This is a genomic window from Aliivibrio fischeri ATCC 7744 = JCM 18803 = DSM 507 (assembly GCF_023983475.1).
GTDB classification, from domain to species: domain Bacteria; phylum Pseudomonadota; class Gammaproteobacteria; order Enterobacterales; family Vibrionaceae; genus Aliivibrio; species Aliivibrio fischeri.
In genome coordinates this window covers 1,485,658-1,506,796 of the sequence record NZ_CP092712.1, presented here as the reverse complement: position 1 = coordinate 1,506,796, position 21,139 = coordinate 1,485,658, and the positions used below count along the sequence as shown (strand labels likewise).

The window sequence follows — 21,139 nt, the reverse complement described above, 5'->3', positions numbered from 1 at the left end:
TTTTTCTAGCCCCTAGCCCCTAAGCTCTACTTAACCTTTCACATCAAAATTGATTTTTTCATGTCCAGCAAATACTTGGAAACGCTTACCTTTTGCACGAGCAATAATGGTAATACCAAATTTTTGAGCTAAGTCTAACCCCATTTGAGTTACACCAGAGCGTGAAAGCAGAACAGGAATACCCATCTGAGCGACTTTAATCACCATTTCTGACGTTAAACGGCCAGTGGTGTAGAAGAGTTTGTCATCACCAGCTTCTTGTTTTAACCATAGCTCACCAGCTAAGGTATCAACTGCGTTATGGCGACCTACATCTTCCACAAATGAAAGCACTTTATTGTCTTTGCACACCGCACAGCCATGAACGGCACCTGCCGCTTTGTAAGTATCGTTGTGATATGTCAGCGCTTCTAATGATTCATAAAGATCAGATTGATTGATAGTTACTTGTGGTACTTGATAGTTTTCCAGTTGCTTCATTACGTTGCCGTACATGGTGCCTTGACCACAACCTGAGGTAACTGTCTTTTTCTTCAAGTTTTCTTTAACGTGTTCAGTGGTTTCTTTCGTATTTACTGCAGCCGTTTTGGTTTCCCAATCAATAATCACCGATTCTAAAAGAGAAGCATCAGTAACAAAATGTTGGTTCTTTAAATACCCTAAAACTAATTCAGCAGGGCGAGCACCAAGGGTCATTAACGTCACGACTTCTTGCCAATTCAGCATTACGGTTAAAGGTTGTTCACATGCGATCTCTTTTGTTAGCTTTTCACCATATTCATCATAAACATCAACAGAAATGGTTTGTTTTGGTACAGTGCCAGTAGTAATTATTTTAGGTGATTGGCTCAAAGTAAGCTCCAAATGAATGAGATTTGATTATTTATCTAGGTTAGGCAAATTTTATACCATAGAGTAAAAAAAGAAAGTGTGGTTGGTACAAGCTTTGCTTTAGAGTATAAATAGCAATACAAAACTTCATCAAAAGAAGGATAACTTGTGGAACAGAAAACAGAAAACAAATGGCCATTACAATTTGAAGTGATTGAAGAAATCAAACAGGTTGGCCGTTGGAGTGCACCGTCATGGCGACTTGGTGATATTCATCTTTATGAGAAGGTAAATGAGACACAAGATAATGTTTCACTGTTTGAGCGTGATTTAGAAATTTTCCGCGATGAAAGAACGGATTATCGTTTCAATCTAAGCTCGCAAGATCCTAAATTGTTCTTTGCTTTTGAAAACGATAATGACCAACTAACACCCGTTATGATCACTGCATCACAAAGCATGATCGGACAATATATGGACGGTGATTATTTAGTCCTTTCAACAGCAATGCCGCTACCGATGCAAGCATGGTTAGAAGCTTATATTGGTAAACACGGTGAGTTATTAGAAGTTCGTAAGAAAAAACGTAAAGGTGCGGGGCGCGCAAGTGAGCAACTTCCTAAGTAGATGGTCTTTAAGAAAACAAAAGGTTAAGCAGGGTGAAGAAGTCAGTGATGAGCCAGTATTAACTACTGAATCAGACACGGTAGAAGATTCACAAGCCCTTGTTGAGCCGAGTGTTGCTGTTGAAAAAGAAAGCGAAACTGAGATAGAGCCTGAACTGCCTACCGAAGCAGATTTAGTTACTATCACAGGCACAAGTAACGTCAGTCAATTTATGGCTGAAGGTGTAGACAAAAACTTGAAAAAAGCAGCACTTCGTAAGATGTTTTTGAATCCAGAATTTGCGATGGAAGATGAGCCAAACTACTCAACACCACCAAAACTGGACAGTGAAACAGCAAGCAAATTACGTGAATGGTTAGTTGAGCCTGAAGAAGAACAAGAGGAGATTTCAGACGAAGAAATTGCTCTTGATACTGACGCTACAAATGAAAATGATAATGAATATCAATACGTTAAAGGCGACGATATTGACCCAAGTGAGACAAAAAAGACCATATAAAGAATCGGGACATTTTGAACCAAGTTGAGACAAAATGTCCCGTATAAAAATAACTCCCGCCAAATAGTCTAAATAATCAACAAATCGACCTATTAATATTTCTCATAATTAGCCATTAAGTTGGTACGGATATTGCGATATAGAACCTATAAACCAGTCATAGAACTGAATAGGCCCGAATGGGGTCAAGAATAGGTGAAGCAATGTTAACCCAATTTTTAGCACAATCAGAAACAACGAATGCCAAAGCGCGTAAGTTCGCTATTGAGCAAACCGTTGAGTTAAACAACTTGATCCCACCAACGGTGAGCTACGAAAGCCGTGGTAACTTGGTCATTATCGGGCCTACGAGCATCATTGTTGATGTAGCAGAGCAGTTCTCTGAATTAAACAGCATCACATTGGTATCGACAGAATCAGATACTCAAGATAAAAAAACAGACAAAACCGTTTATCACGCAAAAGAGGTCACCATTAAAGGCTTCTTAGGTGCGTTTGATGTTGAGTGCGTGGTTAATGGTGAGCGAGTAAACCTTGCCAAAACAACCATCGGAAAAACCGCTTTTGATTTAGTTTTAGATATGAAACTAGATAGCGTGATGAAAGAACAAGTGCCAGTACCAGGTTACTACCCAGTAGGCCGTGGTTATCCAACACTTGCACAAGTGCTTGATGAATTACCGGGTCTTGTTGGTACGTTTGATAAACCAAAATATTTCCGCTTAAACCCAGAGTTATGTGCACACAGTTCACGTGGCGTAAAAGGGTGTGAGCGTTGTGTTGATGCTTGTCCTGCTGGCGCATTAACCAGTGAAGGTTCAGATCAAACGGGTCACCACATCCAAATTAACCCATACCTATGCCAAGGTGTTGGTACATGTGCAACTGCGTGTCCAACAGAAGCGATCAGCTACGCATTACCAGAAGCAGAGAAAACGCAAAACTTTGCAACTCGCTTATTAGCAAACTACAAAAAAGAGGGGGGAGAGACTCCTATTATCGCTTTTTGTAGTGATCGTCATGAGAACTTCAATGTAATGGCACTTAAAACCATGCCAGACCATGTTATTCCAGTGGTTCTTGATGAATTGTTATCAGTGGGTATTGATACTTGGTTCTCTGCGTTGGTGAATGGTGCTGCGCAAGTTCTGTTTATCGCAAGCCGCCGAATGCCAGAAACCATTCAACGTGTACTAACACAAGAAGTGGAAATTGCTCAAGCATTGTTAACTCAATTAGGTTTAGATCCTCAACGAATCCAAGTGGTTTACATGGAAGCGTTAAATGAGATGACACTGATTGATACGCCGCTATCTGTAATGGACGCACCTTTAAAAGGTAACAAGCGTGAACGTCTAATGGGTGCATTGGATCACCTTGCTGCTGACTCAAAAGCAAACCAAATTGAAATCACAGAGATCCAATCTCTACCATCACACGCACCATACGGAACAATCAGTTGCGAAACTAAAGATTGTACCTTGTGCATGGGTTGTGTCGCTGTGTGTCCAACACGTGCACTTCATAGTGATCCAGATTCACCAACACTGAAATTCGTTGAGCAAGATTGTGTTCAATGTGGTCTTTGCGTAAGTGCTTGTCCAGAAAAAGTGTTAAGCATGAAAGTTCAAATGAACTGGAACCAAGAGACACGTCAAGAAACACAAATTGTGCATAAAGAAGACGCGGCATGCTGTATTAGCTGCGGTACTCCTTTTGCGCCAGCATCAATGATTGAAATGCTACGCTCTAAGTTACAGGGTAACCCTCACTTCAACGACGAAGCATCAATTAAACGTCTATATATGTGTGAAGATTGTCGAGTTCGAGACATCTTTACCGATTTGTCTGCAAACCCTGAAAAACAGTTAAAGGTGTAATGGCATGAATGAACAACAACAAATTCGACAAGAAATCTACGGTTTATTAGCGCATTTATACCGAGTAGCACCAGATCAAAATGTGATTGATTGGTTAAGTGGTATTGAAGTCGAAGGCGATGACAGCCACGAAATGAGCAAAGCATGGTCTGTGATTTCAGATGCAGCAAAAAATTCAGAACAAGAAGCACTAGAAGATGAGTATCAAAACTTATTTATTGGTGTAGGCCGTGGTGAAGTGATGCCGTTTGGCTCATGGCACATGGCTGGTGCATTAATGGAAAAACCATTAGTCGCATTACGACAAGATCTAATGCAGCTTGGTTTCGAGCGTGCAGAAGAAGTAAAAGAGCCAGAAGATCATATTTCAGCACTATGTGAAGTAATGGCTATGCTTATCGAGTCAGGTGATGCAGAAGTTCTGCAACAGCGATTCTTTAATCGACATATTCAACCTTGGTTTGTTTCACTTTGTGATCAAATTACACAGGCTGAACATGCAAATTTCTACAAATCGGTAGTGAGTTTGACTCTGGCGTTTTTCAGCGTAGAGCAAACACGATTTGCTAAGAACCCAAATGAAATTGAAATTACAGAAGTGCAATAGTACGTAAATCAATTCATTTAACGAGAATTAGAACCATAAAAACAAAAGCCCATTCCAAATACATTGGAATCATAGGAGCATTGAATGAGCGATAAAAAAACGGACCTAAACCGCCGTAACCTACTGAAAGGCCTTGCAACTGCTGCTGCCGCAGGTTCAGTAGCCGCAGCGGTATCTGGTACTGCAAATGCAAACACAGTAGCGGAAACTAAAAACGTTGAGAAAAAAGGCGATGGATATCGTGAAACTCAACACATTCGTGATTATTACGACAGCCTATAACGGAGCATAATAATGAAACTGACTAAACGTTCCGATTCGGTACAGAAGCAAGAGAACCAACTGGGCATTACACGTCGTATGTTCATGCGTACTTCAACAATTGCTGCGGGTGCAGTAGCAAGTGCAAGCATGTTTGTTCCAAGCATGATGAAAAAAGCACAAGCGAAAGAAGTGCCAGTTGATGCACCTACAGAAGTGAAACGTACTATCTGTTCACACTGTTCAGTAGGTTGTGGTATCTACGCTGAAGTACAAAATGGCGTATGGACTGGTCAAGAACCTGCATTTGACCACCCATTCAACGCAGGTGGTCACTGTGCAAAAGGTGCAGCACTTCGTGAACATGGTCACGGTGAGCGTCGTCTAAAATACCCAATGAAGCTTGAGAACGGTAAGTGGAAAAAACTATCGTGGGAACAAGCGATTGAAGAAGTGGGTAACAAAGCACTTGAGATCCGTAAAGAGTCAGGTCCTGATTCAGTTTACTGGTTAGGTTCTGCAAAACACAACAACGAACAAGCATACTTGTATCGTAAAAACGCAGCAATGTGGGGCACAAACAACATTGACCACCAAGCGCGTATTTGTCACTCAACAACTGTAGCCGGTGTAGCAAACACTTGGGGTTACGGTGCGATGACAAACTCATTCAATGACATGCACAACTGTAAGTCAATTCTGTTCATTGGTTCAAACCCAGCAGAAGCGCACCCAGTAGCAATGCAACATATTCTGATCGCAAAAGAGAAGAACAGTTGTAAGATCGTTGTTGCTGATCCACGTCGTACACGTACGGCAGCAAAAGCTGATCACTATGTTGCATTGCGTCCGGGGTCAGATGTCGCTTTCATCTGGGGTGTACTATGGCATGTATTTGCAAACAAATGGGAAGATCAAGAATTCATTAACCAACGTGTATTTGGTATGGATGAGATCCGCACAGAAGTTGCAAAATGGAACCCAGCAGAAGTTGAGCGTGTAACAGGCATTACTGAAGCTGAAGTTTACGAAACAGCAAAACTGCTTTCTGAAAACCGTCCAGGTTGTGTTGTTTGGTGTATGGGTGGTACTCAACATACAACAGGTAACAACAACACACGTGCATACTGTATCCTAGAACTTGCTCTTGGCAACATGGGTAAATCAGGTGGTGGTGCAAACATCTTCCGTGGTCACGATAACGTACAAGGTGCAACGGATTTAGGTGTTCTTTCTGATACGCTTCCTGGTTACTACGGTGTTGGTGAAGGCGCATGGAAACACTGGTCTAAAGTATGGGAATTGGATTTCGAGTGGGTGAAAGGCCGCTTCGACCAAGGTAAATACAACGGCAAAACGCCAATGAATAACTTTGGTATTCCTGTATCTCGTTGGGTTGATGGTGTTTTAGAAGACAAAGCAAACATCGAACAAAACGACAATATCCGTGCAATGTTCTACTGGGGTCACGCAGTAAACTCACAAACACGTGGTACTGAAATCAGAAAAGCAATGAGCAAGCTGGATATGATGGTTATTGTAGACCCATACCCAACGGTTGCAGCGGTAATGAACGACCGTACTGATGGCGTATACCTACTACCAGCAACAACACAATTTGAAACGCACGGTTCTGTAACGGCATCAAACCGTTCATTCCAATGGCGTGAAAAAATCGTTGAGCCACTGTTTGAATCAAAACCTGACCACGAGATCATGTACCTACTAAGTAAAAAACTTGGTTATGCAGATCAACTGTTCAAAAACATCCAAATTGATGAAAACAACCAACCTGTAATTGAAGACATCACACGTGAATTCAACAAAGGTATGTGGACAATCGGTTACACAGGTCAAAGCCCTGAGCGTATTAAAGCGCACACACAAAACTGGCACACGTTCCACAAAACAACGCTAGAAGCAGAAGGCGGCCCAGTAAATGGTGAAACCTACGGTCTTCCTTGGCCTTGTTGGGGTACACCAGAAATGAAGCACCCAGGTACGCATATCCTTTATGATACGTCTAAACCTGTAGCTCAAGGTGGCGGTAACTTCCGTACACGTTTTGGTGTGGAATATGAAGGTCAAAGCCTACTAGCTGAAGACAGCTACCCAGTAGGTTGTGAAATCGAAGATGGTCACCCAGAATTCACTGACAAACTGCTTAAACAACTAGGCTGGTGGGACGATTTAACACCAGAAGAGAAAGTAGCAGCAGAAGGTAAAAACTGGAAAACTGACTTATCTGGCGGTATTCAACGTGTTGCTATTAAACACGGTTGTATGCCATTTGGTAATGCAAAAGCGCGTGCAATTGTATGGACGTTCCCTGACCGTGTTCCACAACACCGTGAGCCGTTATACACACCACGTCGTGATCTTGTTGCTGATTACCCAACATGGGATGACCGCGCTGCGAACTTCCGTATTCCAACGCTGTACAAAACAATTCAAGACCAAGACAAGTCAAAAGAATACCCAATTATTCTGACTTCTGGTCGTCTTGTTGAGTACGAAGGTGGTGGTGAAGAAACACGTTCAAACCCATGGCTAGCTGAACTTCAACAAGAAATGTTCGTTGAAGTTAACCCGAAAGACGCAAACGACATCGGCTTTAAAGACGGTGACATGGTTTGGGTTGAAGGTGCAGAGAAAGGTCGCATTCACGTTAAGGCAATGGTAACTCGTCGCGTTAAGCCTGGCTTAGCATTCGTACCATTCCACTTTGGCGGTAAATTCCAAGGTGAAGACTTACGTAATAAATACCCAGAAGGCACTGATCCATACGTTATTGGTGAAGCAGCAAACACAGCAACCACTTATGGTTATGACCCTGTAACGCAAATGCAGGAAACCAAAGTGACACTATGTAAAATCACAAAAGCGTAAGGGGTGATATAAAATGGCTAGAATGAAATTCTTATGTGACACCAAGCGTTGTATCGAATGTAACGGCTGTGTCACTGCATGTAAAAACGAAAATGACGATGCTCTAGAATGGGGCATTCAACGTCGTCGCGTAGTAACACTAAACGACGGTGAACCAGGTGAAACATCAATCTCAGTAGCATGTATGCACTGTACTGATGCGCCATGTAAAGCAGTATGTCCTGCAGACTGTTTTGAACACACAGAAGACGGCATCGTACGTCACAACAAAGATCTTTGTATCGGTTGTGGTTACTGTCTGTTTGCTTGCCCATTTGGTGCACCTCAGTTCCCTAAACAGGGTGCATTTGCTGAGCGTGGTAAAATGGACAAATGTACATTCTGTGCTGGTGGCCCAGGTGTAGAACCAGGTTCTAAAGAAGAACGTGAGAAATACGGTGCAAACCGTATCGCTGAAGGTAAATTACCAATGTGTGCTTCTCTATGTTCAACAAAAGCACTATTGGCTGGTGATGCAGAGAAAGTGTCTGACATCTTCCGTCAACGTGTGGTTGAGCGTGGCGCGAAAGACGCTGGTTGGACTGACGGTGAAGATCTTGCGTTTGATGCGACTAAGAGCTAATCCGGTGGAGAGAGTGATGTTGAAACAATTAAAACGTCTTTCTCTTTCGTTATTGCTGCCGCTAATGGCAGCATTAACGCTTTCATTTGCTATGCCAAGCATGGCAAATGAGAGTGCAGCCGCGAAGAGCGCAGAGAAAGAAATGACCCAACTTGCTGGCGCAGATATCTGGCGTGAAGTAAGAGCCGGTCAAGAAGGCTACACAACTTCGCAATGGCCTGAACATGGCGTACTTATTAGTACGGCAGGCGAAACGTGGTTTGTACTAAAAGAGAAGTGGATGTCACCATTAGGTGCACTTGCTATTTTTGGTAGTTTAGTAATGGTAACACTGGCGTATTTCGTTGTGGGTCCATTAAAACTAAGCAAACCAAAAACAGGCCGTAAGATCAAACGTTGGTCTCGTATGGATCGCGCCTTACACTGGAGCATGGCATTTAGCTTTTTAACTCTAGCGTTCAGTGGTTTATGTTTAGTTTATGGTAAACACTTTTTAAAACCGATTTTACCAAGTGAAATCTGGGGCATGATCATTTATGCCGCGAAGCAATATCACAACTACATGGGACCGATCTTCTTTATCCTACTAATGTGTGTACTTCTGAAATGGTGGAGAAAATCTATCTTCAACAAGACAGACATTCAATGGTTCATGAAAATGGGCGGTATGGTAGGTAAACACAAAGGTTCACACCCATCAGCTGGTTTCTCTAATGGTGGTGAAAAAGCAATTTACTGGTTACTAATTGTATTCGGTATCGTTGTTGCTTTCAGTGGTTTTGTTTTAGATTTCCCAATGTTCGGCCAATTACGTCGTGACATGGAACTATCTAACCTTGTGCATATGCTATCAGCACTTATCCTTATCTGTGGTTTCATCTTCCACATCTATATCGGCCTGTTCGGTATGGAAGCGGGTCTAGATGGCATGGTAACGGGTGATGTTGATGAGACATGGGCAAAAGAGCACCATGACTTATGGTATCACGAAGTGAAAGACCTTCCTGAAAACCAACCACAAGATAAGAAAGTAGGCTAAACAAGTTAATCACTTTTATTGTCATAAATTCAAAAGCCGAGCAGGGTAACTTGCTCGGCTTTTTTGTGCCTGATGCTTGGTGAAAGAGAAATATCAATATTTATAGTTAATATTATCAATAACTTAGAGTTTAATGAAAAATTAGAACTTATAAGCAAAACATAAAAAAAGTAAATGAAATCTACCCATTAAAGGGTATGATGTGCGAAAGATAAATAACCAACTCAAAGGATGCAGCCTATTTATCTCAATGGCTTGTTTAGCCATCACACGCCAAGTTTGAAGATTTCTTTTTACGTTTTGTCACTAATTGCGAAAACTTAAACGGTCGTATTATCAACCACGCTATTTATGGTTTATCCAAGCCGCCTGTGAGCTAATCGCATAAAACGACAGATTGTCGCATAGCATGAAAGCGGCAAGTGATATCGACGAGTTTATGGTGGTGATTTATTTGAGTTTTAGGAAAGGCGAGACACTTAATAGAATAATTTGCGACAAATGTGGTAGGGAACTATAAGACATTTTGTCGTAGAAAGAGCGTTATGTTTATGGAGGAATCAGTGTTATACAAATATTTGGGCGGTCAACGCATTGAAAAATTCATTAAAGAGAGACAGCTTAGGTTTACTCAACTTCAGGCATTAAATGACCCGTTTGAGTCTAATGTTTTATTGCAAATGGAAGTGGGGGATGTTGTAAAAGCGGAGACTCTTGAAGACATGAAAGCTAAACGTAAACAGCGATTCCCTGCAAAAAGCGCGCAAATAGATACTCAATTTGAGCGTATGCAGCAAGCTTCAGATTATCTGAGCCTACCTCATGTTCAGGGAGAAATGGTTACGAACTATCTATCGAGTTTGTTTGGTATATTGTCGCTTTCAAGAAACCACAGAAATATGCTTATGTGGTCACATTATGCTGATTCACATACAGGGTTTGTTGTTGCGTTGGACGAAAATCATAGTTTTTTCAGTGATAGTGGTCGTGAAGAATTTAATCCACCTTTAAAGCGCGTTACTTACCGACATAATAGAAAGATTTCTGAATTACCAACTTTGGATAGTTTGTATTGCGAGAAGTCTCTAGATTGGGCATACGAGGAAGAGGAGCGTTTGTTTAAGGACCTTGAAATATGTGAAAAACAAAAATCTACGTGTGCCTTTGATTGCTCAATTTATCTCCATGAAGTCCCACTAGATTGTATCAAGGAAATTTATTTTGGCGCTAATATGAAAGAAGAGCAATGCTTTGAATATCGGAAATTAATTTCTGAGTCAATGCCAAATGTTTCAGTTTACAGAGCTTCGATTAGTCCAGAAGAGTACTCCCTGAACTTTACGGAATTATAAACCTAACAATCTGTTTAAGAATGATTCGCAACGCGTGGCATTTTTGCTATGCGTTGCGTGGTGGTATGCGGGAATTTCGGTAATGCGTTGCTCACACCTTAAAAGGGCGTTATATGCTTGAAGCATGCTTTACACAATGAAGGTTTTTTAATAATTTTTAGAGATTTAAAATATGACAGGTTACATACAAACGATAAAAACAAAAATACCGTATTCAACGAGAGAAGTTGAAATTGATGTTATGGGTAAGAATTTAATTCTTACGGGTGGTAATGGTTGCGGTAAGACTCAGCTTCTAAACTTTCTGTATGAAGTTCTTAAAAAAAGCATTGTGAATAGGCAACATCATAATGAGCAAGAGCTTGTAAATAACATTAATCATTTCCAATCATTGCTTGAAAATACAAGTAAGGCAAGTGCTAACTATAACAGTTATTTAAGTAACATTAATACGTGGCAAAAACAGTTGGAAGAAACTAGAAATCCACCTATTTCCCTATCTGAGCTTGAGCAATTTGTGGTTCGTTATCATGAACGGAAAGCACTATTTTCCAAATTTGATGCTACGCGACAAGCAAATATAAAAGCATCTCGCGCAGCTGTTAGTAAAGAGAAACTTAAACAAGAAGAGAATAACGAAAGGCAGGGTAATGCAGCAGCCACATTATTTGAAGAATACCTTGTTAGCCATAAAACATCTCAGGCTTATGCAGAATCTCCATCAATTGATAATAACCCGGCAGAAGCGCAACAAATTAAAGAGTGGTTTGACAAGTTAGAAAAAGATCTTAGAGAGTTATTCGAAGATCAATCACTTAAATTAAATTTTGATTCAAAAGAACAGACGTTTTTTATAAAACAAAACAATAAAGAACCTTATCGTCTTCAACAGTTGTCATCTGGTTTTTCATCAATATTGTCAGTGTATGCAGACTTGTTAACTAAGGTCGAGCTTAGATCTATTGCCCCTGATGAAATAGACGGTGTTGTTTTTATAGATGAAATAGATGCTCACTTACATGTATCTCTACAACGTAAGATATTCTCGTTCTTAGATAAAGCGTTCCCTAGAGTGCAGTTCATCGTTACAACTCACTCGCCATTTGTGGTTTCTTCGGTTGATGATGCAGTGATTTATGACTTATCTAGGCTTGAACATGTTGATGATTTATCAATGTACTCCTATGAATCTGTGCTTGAAGGGCTTTTCAATGTATTGCCAGTATCTGAAATTTTAAAAAGTAAAATCCTTAAGATGAGTGAAATGGCCTCTTCAACTTCCCCTGATATTACGGAACTTGAAAGATTAGTAAATGATGTCCGTCAGCACGAAAATAAATTAGATGATGAATCCAAATTCTTTTTGAAAACGGCGCAATTAGTTGTCAATAAAGTGATGAGTAAGGGGGTGTAATGTTTAATGTAATTAGACCAGAAGAAGCCCCTGCATCACTGAAAGATAGAATTAAATATGATGGTAACGATGTTTATGATGCACTTGAAGAGATTTTTTTCAATAAATGCTATCTATGTGAAACAAAAGAACCGCAAGACATCAATGTAGAGCATTTTGATGCTCATATGGGGAACTTAGACAAAAAATTTGATTGGAATAATTTGTTTTTTGTTTGTAGTAGATGTAACAATATTAAAGGAGCAAAATATAATAACCTGATTAACTGTTGTGATAATAGGACAGATGTTTTTAGGGCAATTAAACACCTTCCACCGGCAACGCCTTATGCGAAAAGTGTCCAAATAGTTGCGATGAACGACGATATTAAAACAACTGAAACTCAAGAACTTTTGGATAAAATCTTTAATAGTGAACACACTGTTAATAAAAAAGTGTCTGGTTCTTTTCTACGCCGGAAAGTATTTGAGCAATATAATTTACTGCTAGACCAGATTAATGCCTATTACTCACCAGTAGCGACAAAAACTGATAAGGGACAGGCAATTGAAAGAATTCAGGTTATTATCGAACGATCTTCTCCGTATTCTGCATTTATTAGATGGTGTGTTCTTGAAGATTCAGAGTTAGGCCCTTTATTGCAAGATACGATGAACTAAAAAAGCATATAACAATCTGTTTAAGAGTGATTCGCAACGCGTAGCATTTTTGCTATGCGTTGCATTCGATGTTTAAGGTAGTATGCGGCGGCTTTAGTATTGCACTGCTCACAGCTTAACAGAGTGTTAACTCACAAGCGAATATCGATAGAGTAGTGGAAAATGATGAAAGGTAGAGTTGTAGAGTGGAATGACTCAAAAGGTTATGGATTCATTTCCGCTTTAAATGGCGAGTTGAAGGTTTTTCTTCATATTTCAACATTAAAAAACAAGAATCGTCGCCCTAAGGTTGGTGATGAAGTTAGCTTCGATATAAATGAAGAAATAAAGGGACGCTTCAATGCAAATAATGTCTCAATTGTGGGGGCAAATACCATCCCGTCAACGATAATGTTTTGCGTTATTTATCTTGTTTTAGCGAGCGTTGCTCTTGTCATGTTCAATGGTGAAAAGATGTTTCTAGTATTATATTTAGGGATGTCTTTACTAACATATGCAATGTATGCGGTTGATAAAAATGCAGCGAAAAAAGGTAACTGGAGAACACCAGAGAACACTCTTCATGTGTTGTCTTTGTTAGGAGGTTGGCCAGGAGCATTGTTTGCGCAAAATCAATTTCGCCACAAATCGAAAAAACAGCCTTTTAAAACGATCCTGTGGATCACCATTTTTGTGAATATCGGCGCTTTTGCTTGGACATTTACCTCATCAGGAACGATGTTTGTGCAAAATATTATTGGCAACGTACTTTAATGGTTGTTATGAGGATATTGCCTAACAAAACGTTTAATGTATTGCGTTTAGTGCTTAAGGAGGCGTTGTTTACCACTTAATGCGGCGATAGCTCAGGTCAGATTTACAGTCCCAAAACTCATAACTACGTACGTTAATCACGTATAGTTTTGCTATCTGTACGTTATTTGCGTATACTTTGCGTATGAAAAGTATATTTGTCGAATCAAGCATATTTGAAAAGTATCGTAACGAATATCTCAGTGACGAGGAGTTTCGACTGTTCCAAGCTGAACTTATGTCGAATCCGAAACAAGGTGACGTGATTCAAGGTACAGGTGGTTTGCGAAAAATTCGAGTAGCAAGTAAAGGGAAAGGTAAGCGCGGCGGATCTCGTGTTATCTACTACTTCCTCGATGAAAAGCGTCGTTTCTACTTGCTTACGATTTATGGCAAGAATGAAATGTCAGATTTAACCGCAGATCAAAAGAAACAACTAAAGGCTTTTATGGAGGCGTGGCGCAATGAGCAATCGTGACTTATTTACTGAACTAAGTTCAGCACTTGTTGAAGCTATAGAGCATTCAGAGGGTAAAGTAACTCTGAAAACTCACCAAGTTAATGACATCAGTGAGTTAGATATCTCGCCTGATGAAATTGTGAGTATTCGTGAGCAATTCAATATGTCTCGTGGTGTATTTGCTCGTTTACTGCATACATCATCACGCACATTAGAAAACTGGGAGCAGGGGCGTAGCGCACCTAATGGGCAAGCTGTTACTCTTCTAAAGTTGGTTCAGCGTCACCCCGAAACTCTGTCGCACATCGCTGAACTATAGCAATCTGTTTAAAAGTAATTTGCAACGTGTAGCAGTTTTGCCATGTGTTGCGTTTACGGTAGTATGCGGTGGCTTCGGTATTGTGTTAATCACATCTTAATACAGTGTTATGTCAAATATTGAAAAATATAGTATAATCTTAAATTCAAGATTTGTTAGGGGCACTTGACGTTGTTTAGTGATATTGAACTGACTGAAAAGGCAATAGAATTTGCTAAAAGAAATAGAACTAGGATCTGTCGAAACTTGACGGATACATCTATCTATCTCCCCGAATCGGAACCTGTATCTGTTTTTATGAGCGGATCCCCAGGAGCTGGAAAAACTGAGTCATCAAAGGAATTAGTTACTTCATTAACAAGCGAGGGTGGTCATGTACTCCGCTTAGACCCTGATGACTTGCGAAGTGAGTTTGAAGATTATGATGGTTCGAATTCATATTTATTCCAAAAACCTGTAGTCATTCTCGTTGAACGAGCGATGGATTACATTCTAAAGAATGGTCAAAGCTTTTTACTTGATGGCACATTGGCTAGCTACAATGTAGCTGAAAAGAATATAGAACGTTCTTTGAAAAGAGAACGTGCAGTTCTCATTATCTTTGTTTATCAACGACCAGAACTAGCATGGCAGTTTGTACAAGCAAGGGAAATTGTTGAAGGGCGAAAGATTCTCCCAGAACACTTTGTTCAACAATTTTTTGGTTCTCAGGCTGTAGTTGAACAGCTGAAAGAGAAATTTGGACAAGGAATTCAGGTCGATTTGCTGCTAAAAGATAATGATGGTTCAACTAGAAATTATCATAGTAATGTAAATTCACTAAAACCATATTTAAAACCAACATACACGTCTAAAGAAGTGGAAGAAATAGTAGGAATTAAATGATGAATACAAATAGTAATACAGCCTCGCCGTTATCTCGTTTCGTAAAGAATGCTTCATCAAGAGATAAAAAGAAGGTTTATAAAAAAGTAATTGCAGCAGCGACAGAGGCGCAAATTAGCATTTTAAAAAAAGCTCAATCTCACACGTGAAATTTAGCATAACAAACAATTTAAGAGTGATTCCCAACGCATGGCATTATTAATTTCATCGTTGGATTTTGTGTTTAAGGCGCAATAGTTTAGGTGAGATGGTAGTGTTACTCACTACAATTATGAGAGCTTTCCATATTTAACTAATGTCGTCTTTTCTTTCTACTTCAAATGAGTTTTTATTCCTCAATAGACGTAACTTCTCTAAAAATCATAGCTACTTAGCATAAATCGCTTTCTGGTTTATAAATTTTACCAATGGTTTGGTAGAGTTATGATTCTATGTTCAAGGAGGGTTTCAAATGGGAACGGTAATAGGCTTACTAATATTAATTGCGATAGATTGGTATTTACTTCGTAAAACAGGGTTTCATATCCACAAGCTTATTTCTAAAAAATATGCCGAATATTTACAAAGCAAAGAAAAAGATAAATAGGCTTGTGTTGTTCATCATTTCAAATTCGAGGTAAATATGATCCCACTAAGTTCGTCTGTTGTGTCTGGCGTCGCGTTATCAAAAATTGATGGCGAAATAAAAATGCTACTCATGAAAAGAGTAAAGGGTGGCTTTTGGTGTCATGTTGCAGGTTCAATTGAGCAGGGTGAAACGGGCATTGATGCAATCGTTCGGGAGTTTAAGGAAGAGACTCAAATTAACGTTTCAAACCTATACAATGCCCAGTATTTAGAACAATTTTACGAAGCCAGTGTTAATGTTATTCAACTCATCCCTGTTTTTGTTGTGATGTGTCCACCACAGCAAGAGGTGGTGCTAAATGAAGAACATACCGAATATAAGTGGTGTAGTTTAGAAGAAGCACTTGAGTTAGCTCCATTTCCAAATCAGCATGCGGTGTTTAAGCATGTGTGGTCGTATTTTGTAGAAAAGCCCGTTAATGCCCTTTATCGGGTAGATGTAAGCAGAACTTGCCAGAAGTAATCCATTGGCTTACACTGAGCTTATGCATACTATCGTTGAATTACCCGAATACAAGAAACGAGTTGAGAAACTCCTTTCTGAAGATGAGAACAAACAAATCATCAGTTATCTTGCAGAGCATCCTAAAGCAGGTGTATTAATGCAAGGTACTGGTGGAGTTCGTAAGCTGAGATGGGCGAAAGAAGGCGGTGGAAAAAGTGGTGGTGTAAGAGTTATTTATTATTATCATAATGAAGATATACCACTGTTTATGCTTTCACTCTTTGGAAAAAATGAGAAAGCAAATCTATCCAAAGCTGAATGTAATGTTCTTAATAAATTAACCAAAATACTTGCAGATAATTACAGGAGACAATCATGAGTAGTGCATTTGAGAGTATCCAACAAGGCTTAATGGAAGCAATTGAGTTTGCTGAAGGTGAAACTAAAAGTGCGACAGTCCACAAATTTTCTCCTGTTGACGTTAAAGCCGTTCGCAATAACATAGCAATGACTCAAGCTGAATTTGCATCTACTTTTGGTATTAGTTTAGGAACGTTACGTCATTGGGAACGTGGAGATAGAACGCCTAGAGGTCCAGCTTTGGTGCTATTAAATGTACTCGCTAAAGATCCTAAAGCTGTAATTAGGGCGCTTGCGTAATCAATACATAACAAACGATTGTATTATCAAAATGTCTCGTCCTAAAATACGTTGACGATTTTTAATTGAAAGCTAAGTGCGTACGCACTTGGCTTTTTTGTGTACTTGATTTGGTGTACTCATTCCCAAGCTTAAATGTGGCCGCATTTCATTATAAATAAAAATAGATTCTTCAACTAAATGCCTTAACTCCTCTAAATCTTTACAGTCATACAAAAGAAACTCTTGTTTAAGTATCCCATTTATTCGCTCTGCTAATGCATTTTGATAGCAATCATAACCATCCGTCATTGATGGCTTAATATCATTTTTATTCAATTTTTCCTGATAAACCTTTGAACAATACTGTAATCCTCGGTCTGAATGATGAATCGTACTCCTTTGATATTGACGGCTATCTATCGCCATATCAAGAGCTTTGACTACATCAGTAGCTTTCATTTCATCACTTAATTCATATCCCATTATCTTTCGACTATAAGCATCTGTTACTAAAGATAAATAATGAATACCTTTTTGTGATTGAACGTAAGTGATATCACTAACAAAAACCTCTTCAGATGCTTGAGGTGTTACTTCTTTAAGTAAATTAGGATGTTTTTTCATCCAATGCTTACTATAGGTAGTTTTTGTATAACTTCGTTTAGGTTTTACTAATAAGCACTCATTTCTTAAATAGGAAAAAAAGTTATCTCTGCCTAACTTTATGCCATGAGTGATGAATTTGGGCTTAAGTAAAAAATATAATTTTTTACCTCCAATACGAGGCATATATCGACGAATTTCTTGCACCATATTTTTAACCGGTGAAAGTTCAACGGCACGTTTCAGAGCTCTACGTTCTTGTTGGTATATACATTGTCTTGTAATGCCAAGTAGCTGACTAGCTCGCTCTAAGCTGATCATTTTCTGCTTTTGAAGACTTCTTGCTCCTTGGCAATATACTTTTTTCTAAGGCCTGCACCATGTTCTGCGTCCATGATATTCACTACTTCATTAAGTAATAAATTACGCATTCTTTCATCATCAAGCTCTCGCTCTAAACGTTTAATTTTTTGTGCAGGCGATTCTTTCGCTTTCGGGGATTTAGGCATAATAATCTTAGGTGATTGAGACCAGTCCATCTTACCGTGTTTTCTTAACCAAGTAAGTACGGTAGATCGACCTTGAATGCCATAAATGTTTTGAGCTTGCTTATAGGTCATATCGCCTTTTTCTATAGCGGCAACAAGCTGCAATTTAAAGCCTAATGAATAATCGCGTTGAGTTCGCTTATTCTTTGTTTTTTCTTGATTTGTCATATAAAAGTCCTAAATGTGTAAACACATTTCAGGACGAGACAAAATACACCTAAAAGCCGAGCAGGGTAACTTGTTCGGCTTTTTATATTTAAACGAAGCCAAAATATTACTATTAATACTGTAAAAGTGTTTTGTGTATTCACGGTATTGTGAGTGCTTTTAATCTCAAAACATCGCTCGTTTAACCATCATTTTCGTATTCTGAGCTTATCTTTGTCATTACAACAGGTTACGTAAGAATGTTTTACGTTTTGGTCATATTGTTCGTGTTTTAAATATAGTTAAACTCTTTTCCATGCCTTAGAGGTATTACCCTTAAATATCAGTGGCCTACTGGTATGTAAAGTTTGGATATAATTACAAAGAGAATATTAATATGACAACATTGACTGAAAAATCAGGCATCACGCTGATTAAATCTGGTAGCTTTAAACTGAACGATCTTAGCCAATTATTAAATGAGCCTGGCTTAAAGAGTGATATGGCAGAAGTAGCTGTAACAAATAACACCAACGCATTAACGATGGGACACTTTACTATGTCTCCGGGTGTTGAGTTTGAATACTTTTATGATTCAGTTGAATACAAAGTAATTACTAAAGGCAAGATCGTTGTTCGTGACGTTGCTGGTAATAAATACGTTGCAGAAGTAGGTGATGTGCTTCTTTTCTCACCTGATGTAACGGTAATTTTTGATGCAGAGAGTGATGGTGAGGCAATTTACACGGCGCACCGTCAAGCTGCAGAAGACTTTGCTCCTGCTAAATAATGCGCGATTTAAAGCCTGTGTAATTACAGGCTTTAAACATTATATTTAAATATCATAAAAGTGGTTGCTCTGGTTTCTGCCATTGTTTTTAGAATAGTACAGCGCCTTATCAGCTTCGATGATCGCCTTTTCATTGTTTGAATCATCTTCTTTATTAATAGAGTAGGTGGTAATACCAATACTCAAAGTGATAAAGGAAGAGACATCAGAACTCTCGTGAGGAATAGATAGAGAAGTAATACAGGCTTGAATTTTTTCGGCCATCTGTATTGATTCTGCTTTATTGGTATTTTTCATCACAATAATAAATTCTTCACCACCAAATCTTGTAAGAAAGTCATTTTCTTTACAGCTTTCTTTTAATGTCTTAGCGACGGCAATTAATGCTTCATCACCCTTTTTATGACCATAGGTGTCGTTGTATTTTTTAAAGTAATCAATGTCTATCATCATAACAGAGCGAACCGTTAAATCTTGCTTATTCTCTAATAGGTGAAGTTCTAATGCTCTGCGGTTGGGTACTGCTGTTAAACCGTCCGTTAAGCTAAGATCATGCAATTTTAGATTAAGTGCGTTGATCTCTTTGTTTTTATTCATCAAAATTCGGGCGAAGGCGGCAATAACGATCAAAATACAAAGAAGGAAACCAGAGAAGAACATGATCTTACTGGCGTTTCTTTCAAGTTGTAAAATCCTATTTTCTTTCTTTTTATTATCGAAAGAGTGAAGTAAAAACTGCGTTTGTGCTTGGTTATTATCATTCAACTGTTTAGTTTTTACTGCGTGGCTTTTTGCTAAATACAAAGCCGCTTTTTGATAGTCTTTTTGTTTTTGATAAGCATCATATAAGTAGAAATACGTTTCATCTTCTAGATAAAACAGTTTACGTTGTTGAATCGCATCTTTGGCTAAAGTGTGGTGATAAATAGAGTCATCATACAAACCTAAGTGATTGTATACCTTGCCATAAGTGTTATATAAGGTGACATCAAAATGATAAAAGCTGTTTGAAAGCCCATTTTTATGGCGCTCATTAGCTTGGGTTAGCAGCATGAGTGCTTCTTTCGCTTTTCCTGTAATCGATAGGTATTCAGCTTCTAGTAATAATTGGTTTGTTTGAAAATTCTCTTTAACAATGGAGTCTTTTTGTATTCTTAGGAGTCTCGCAGCTTCATCTAAATAATACTTTGCATTTTCCATGTCGTTGATTTGAAGATAAGCACTATATAGCTTGTATACGATGTAATAGGCTTCATCAGGCTCTGTGTGGTTATTTTTGTTCTGATATTCAAGTGCTTGCGTTAATTGGCGAATCGCTTCGTCATAGTTTTTTAAAAATAGATAATCGATACCAATATCCGTTAAGGTGTAAACGATATCGCTATACTGTTTTTTCTCTATGTAAATATTTAACGCTTTTAATTTAAAATCAATGCCGAGAATGGTTTGGTTATTGTTCCAGTAGGAAAGGCCAAGGATAAAGTAGACGTTCTCCATTTCTGGGTATTTGATTTTTTGTGCAAATTCGAGTGTTTTTTGGGCTTGCTGAATGCTGAGTAAACTGCCTTGTTCTACGTGTGCAAGATCATACGTTCGACCTAATGAGATCGAAATGAAAGCACGACTATAGTCTTGATTTGAATTAAATAAATTTTCTGCATTTTGGTAGCTAAGTTTCGATCTTTCATATTGATCTTGTTCTATTTCAATATAACTTCTTTCATAATAAAAACGCGATAATACATGCGAAGGAAGTGCAGGGTAGATGTATTGTTGAGCACGGTTAAAATGCTTTTCAGCCAAATTAAACTGATTGTTTGCAGAGGCGATATAACCTTTAAGAAATTCTATATAGAAGGTTTCTGATTTGTTTGCTTTTAACCTAGCGTGTTGAGAGACAACAGATTCTAAATAATCTAGGTGTTCACCACGTCGGGCTGATTGAATGTTAAGGATTAATTCAATGGCTTTTTTAATTGAAGGTGATTCTTTAGTTGAATGTACAGATACATCTTCAGATAAAAAGTTAATAGAAAGAATAATAATTAAAATAAGAGAAATCAGCGAAGCTGTTAAAAGCCTAAGGTTCATGCAGGAATATCAAAAACAAATCAGTATTATTTATTTTATCAATAGAATTAGTATAAATATACATTCAGATCTTATTATTGAGAGGGTATTTTTACTGTTATGTGACGATT

The 21,139-nt window shown here is 38.7% G+C and carries 24 protein-coding genes; 21 read left to right on the top strand and 3 right to left on the bottom strand.

Annotated features, from left to right (window positions below; all coding sequences use genetic code 11):
- Nucleotides 1–30: 30 nt before the first annotated feature.
- Complete coding sequence (locus AVFI_RS07070; RefSeq protein ID WP_017019603.1) at nt 31–852, bottom strand: formate dehydrogenase accessory sulfurtransferase FdhD; 822 nt, start codon at nt 850–852, stop codon at nt 31–33.
- A 147-nt stretch (nt 853–999) separates the two neighbouring features.
- Here AVFI_RS07070 and AVFI_RS07065 point away from each other — a divergent pair, with 147 nt between their 5' ends.
- From AVFI_RS07065 to nadS, 20 genes are all read left to right on the top strand, one after another.
- Nucleotides 1,000–1,458, top strand: coding sequence for a DUF3305 domain-containing protein (locus AVFI_RS07065; RefSeq protein ID WP_005419342.1), 459 nt, complete (start codon nt 1,000–1,002; stop codon nt 1,456–1,458).
- On the top strand, nt 1,439–1,957 hold the full coding sequence (locus tag AVFI_RS07060; protein ID WP_063658396.1) for a DUF3306 domain-containing protein: 519 nt from the start codon (nt 1,439–1,441) through the stop codon (nt 1,955–1,957). The genes AVFI_RS07065 and AVFI_RS07060 overlap by 20 nt, the downstream gene beginning before the upstream one ends.
- 203 nt (nt 1,958–2,160) lie before the next feature.
- Entirely contained in the window at nt 2,161–3,837 is a 1,677-nt protein-coding gene (locus AVFI_RS07055; protein WP_054775267.1) for a 4Fe-4S dicluster domain-containing protein, read from the top strand.
- 4 nt (nt 3,838–3,841) lie between these two features.
- Entirely contained in the window at nt 3,842–4,444 is a 603-nt protein-coding gene (locus tag AVFI_RS07050) for a TorD/DmsD family molecular chaperone (RefSeq protein WP_011261957.1), read from the top strand.
- Nucleotides 4,445–4,528: 84 nt separating this feature from the next.
- Nucleotides 4,529–4,726 carry a twin-arginine translocation signal domain-containing protein gene (locus AVFI_RS07045; RefSeq protein ID WP_005419337.1) on the top strand — a complete coding sequence of 66 codons (198 nt, stop codon included), beginning with the start codon at nt 4,529–4,531 and terminating at the stop codon, nt 4,724–4,726.
- Nucleotides 4,727–4,738: 12 nt separating this feature from the next.
- Complete coding sequence (locus AVFI_RS07040) at nt 4,739–7,594, top strand: formate dehydrogenase subunit alpha (protein ID WP_005419336.1); 2,856 nt, start codon at nt 4,739–4,741, stop codon at nt 7,592–7,594.
- A gap of 13 nt (nt 7,595–7,607) precedes the next feature.
- Nucleotides 7,608–8,216, top strand: a complete 609-nt coding sequence (gene fdh3B / locus AVFI_RS07035) for a formate dehydrogenase FDH3 subunit beta (RefSeq protein WP_005419330.1) — start codon at nt 7,608–7,610, stop codon at nt 8,214–8,216.
- Nucleotides 8,217–8,232: 16 nt separating this feature from the next.
- On the top strand, nt 8,233–9,255 hold the full coding sequence (locus AVFI_RS07030; protein ID WP_054775268.1) for a formate dehydrogenase subunit gamma: 1,023 nt from the start codon (nt 8,233–8,235) through the stop codon (nt 9,253–9,255).
- Nucleotides 9,256–9,818: 563 nt separating this feature from the next.
- Nucleotides 9,819–10,607 carry a DUF2971 domain-containing protein gene (locus tag AVFI_RS07025; RefSeq protein ID WP_188863372.1) on the top strand — a complete coding sequence of 263 codons (789 nt, stop codon included), beginning with the start codon at nt 9,819–9,821 and terminating at the stop codon, nt 10,605–10,607.
- A gap of 172 nt (nt 10,608–10,779) precedes the next feature.
- Nucleotides 10,780–12,021 (top strand): AAA family ATPase, encoded by a 1,242-nt coding sequence (locus tag AVFI_RS07015; RefSeq protein WP_188863373.1) that lies wholly within the window; start codon nt 10,780–10,782, stop codon nt 12,019–12,021.
- Nucleotides 12,021–12,680: a hypothetical protein gene (locus AVFI_RS07010; RefSeq protein ID WP_188863374.1), complete on the top strand. Its 660-nt coding sequence runs from the start codon at nt 12,021–12,023 to the stop codon at nt 12,678–12,680. The genes AVFI_RS07015 and AVFI_RS07010 overlap by 1 nt, the downstream gene beginning before the upstream one ends.
- Nucleotides 12,681–12,845: 165 nt before the next feature.
- Nucleotides 12,846–13,433 (top strand): DUF1294 domain-containing protein, encoded by a 588-nt coding sequence (locus AVFI_RS07005; RefSeq protein WP_188863379.1) that lies wholly within the window; start codon nt 12,846–12,848, stop codon nt 13,431–13,433.
- A 184-nt stretch (nt 13,434–13,617) separates the two neighbouring features.
- Nucleotides 13,618–13,950, top strand: a complete 333-nt coding sequence (locus AVFI_RS07000) for a type II toxin-antitoxin system RelE/ParE family toxin (RefSeq protein WP_054775276.1) — start codon at nt 13,618–13,620, stop codon at nt 13,948–13,950.
- Entirely contained in the window at nt 13,937–14,251 is a 315-nt protein-coding gene (locus tag AVFI_RS06995; protein ID WP_054775270.1) for a helix-turn-helix domain-containing protein, read from the top strand. The genes AVFI_RS07000 and AVFI_RS06995 overlap by 14 nt, the downstream gene beginning before the upstream one ends.
- A gap of 171 nt (nt 14,252–14,422) precedes the next feature.
- Entirely contained in the window at nt 14,423–15,136 is a 714-nt protein-coding gene (locus AVFI_RS06990; RefSeq protein WP_188863375.1) for a zeta toxin family protein, read from the top strand.
- On the top strand, nt 15,133–15,285 hold the full coding sequence (locus AVFI_RS06985; RefSeq protein WP_188863376.1) for a hypothetical protein: 153 nt from the start codon (nt 15,133–15,135) through the stop codon (nt 15,283–15,285). The genes AVFI_RS06990 and AVFI_RS06985 overlap by 4 nt, the downstream gene beginning before the upstream one ends.
- Before the next feature lie 302 nt (nt 15,286–15,587).
- A complete protein-coding gene (locus AVFI_RS20430) occupies nt 15,588–15,722 on the top strand; it encodes a hypothetical protein (RefSeq protein WP_265338951.1) in 135 nt (44 codons plus the stop codon).
- Nucleotides 15,723–15,758: 36 nt separating this feature from the next.
- The gene (locus AVFI_RS06980; RefSeq protein WP_054775272.1) at nt 15,759–16,226 is read left to right on the top strand and encodes an NUDIX hydrolase; all 468 of its coding nucleotides are present in this window, start codon (nt 15,759–15,761) and stop codon (nt 16,224–16,226) included.
- A 4-nt stretch (nt 16,227–16,230) separates the two neighbouring features.
- On the top strand, nt 16,231–16,587 hold the full coding sequence (locus AVFI_RS06975; RefSeq protein ID WP_196582701.1) for a type II toxin-antitoxin system RelE/ParE family toxin: 357 nt from the start codon (nt 16,231–16,233) through the stop codon (nt 16,585–16,587).
- On the top strand, nt 16,584–16,868 hold the full coding sequence (gene nadS / locus AVFI_RS06970; protein WP_017019613.1) for a NadS family protein: 285 nt from the start codon (nt 16,584–16,586) through the stop codon (nt 16,866–16,868). Before AVFI_RS06975 ends, nadS begins: the two co-directional genes overlap by 4 nt.
- 72 nt (nt 16,869–16,940) lie before the next feature.
- Here nadS and AVFI_RS06965 read toward each other — a convergent pair.
- A protein-coding gene (locus tag AVFI_RS06965; RefSeq protein WP_408580437.1) for an IS3 family transposase occupies nt 16,941–18,169 on the bottom strand; the annotation gives its coding sequence in 2 pieces (ribosomal slippage) (nt 16,941–17,806 and nt 17,806–18,169; 1,230 coding nt in all).
- A 376-nt stretch (nt 18,170–18,545) separates the two neighbouring features.
- Here AVFI_RS06965 and AVFI_RS06960 point away from each other — a divergent pair.
- Nucleotides 18,546–18,938, top strand: a complete 393-nt coding sequence (locus tag AVFI_RS06960; protein ID WP_012533080.1) for a hypothetical protein — start codon at nt 18,546–18,548, stop codon at nt 18,936–18,938.
- 45 nt (nt 18,939–18,983) lie between these two features.
- Here the strand turns inward: AVFI_RS06960 and AVFI_RS06955 are convergent, their stop codons facing one another.
- On the bottom strand, nt 18,984–21,029 hold the full coding sequence (locus tag AVFI_RS06955) for a tetratricopeptide repeat-containing diguanylate cyclase (protein ID WP_188863828.1): 2,046 nt from the start codon (nt 21,027–21,029) through the stop codon (nt 18,984–18,986).
- Between the last annotated feature and the right edge of the window lie 110 nt (nt 21,030–21,139).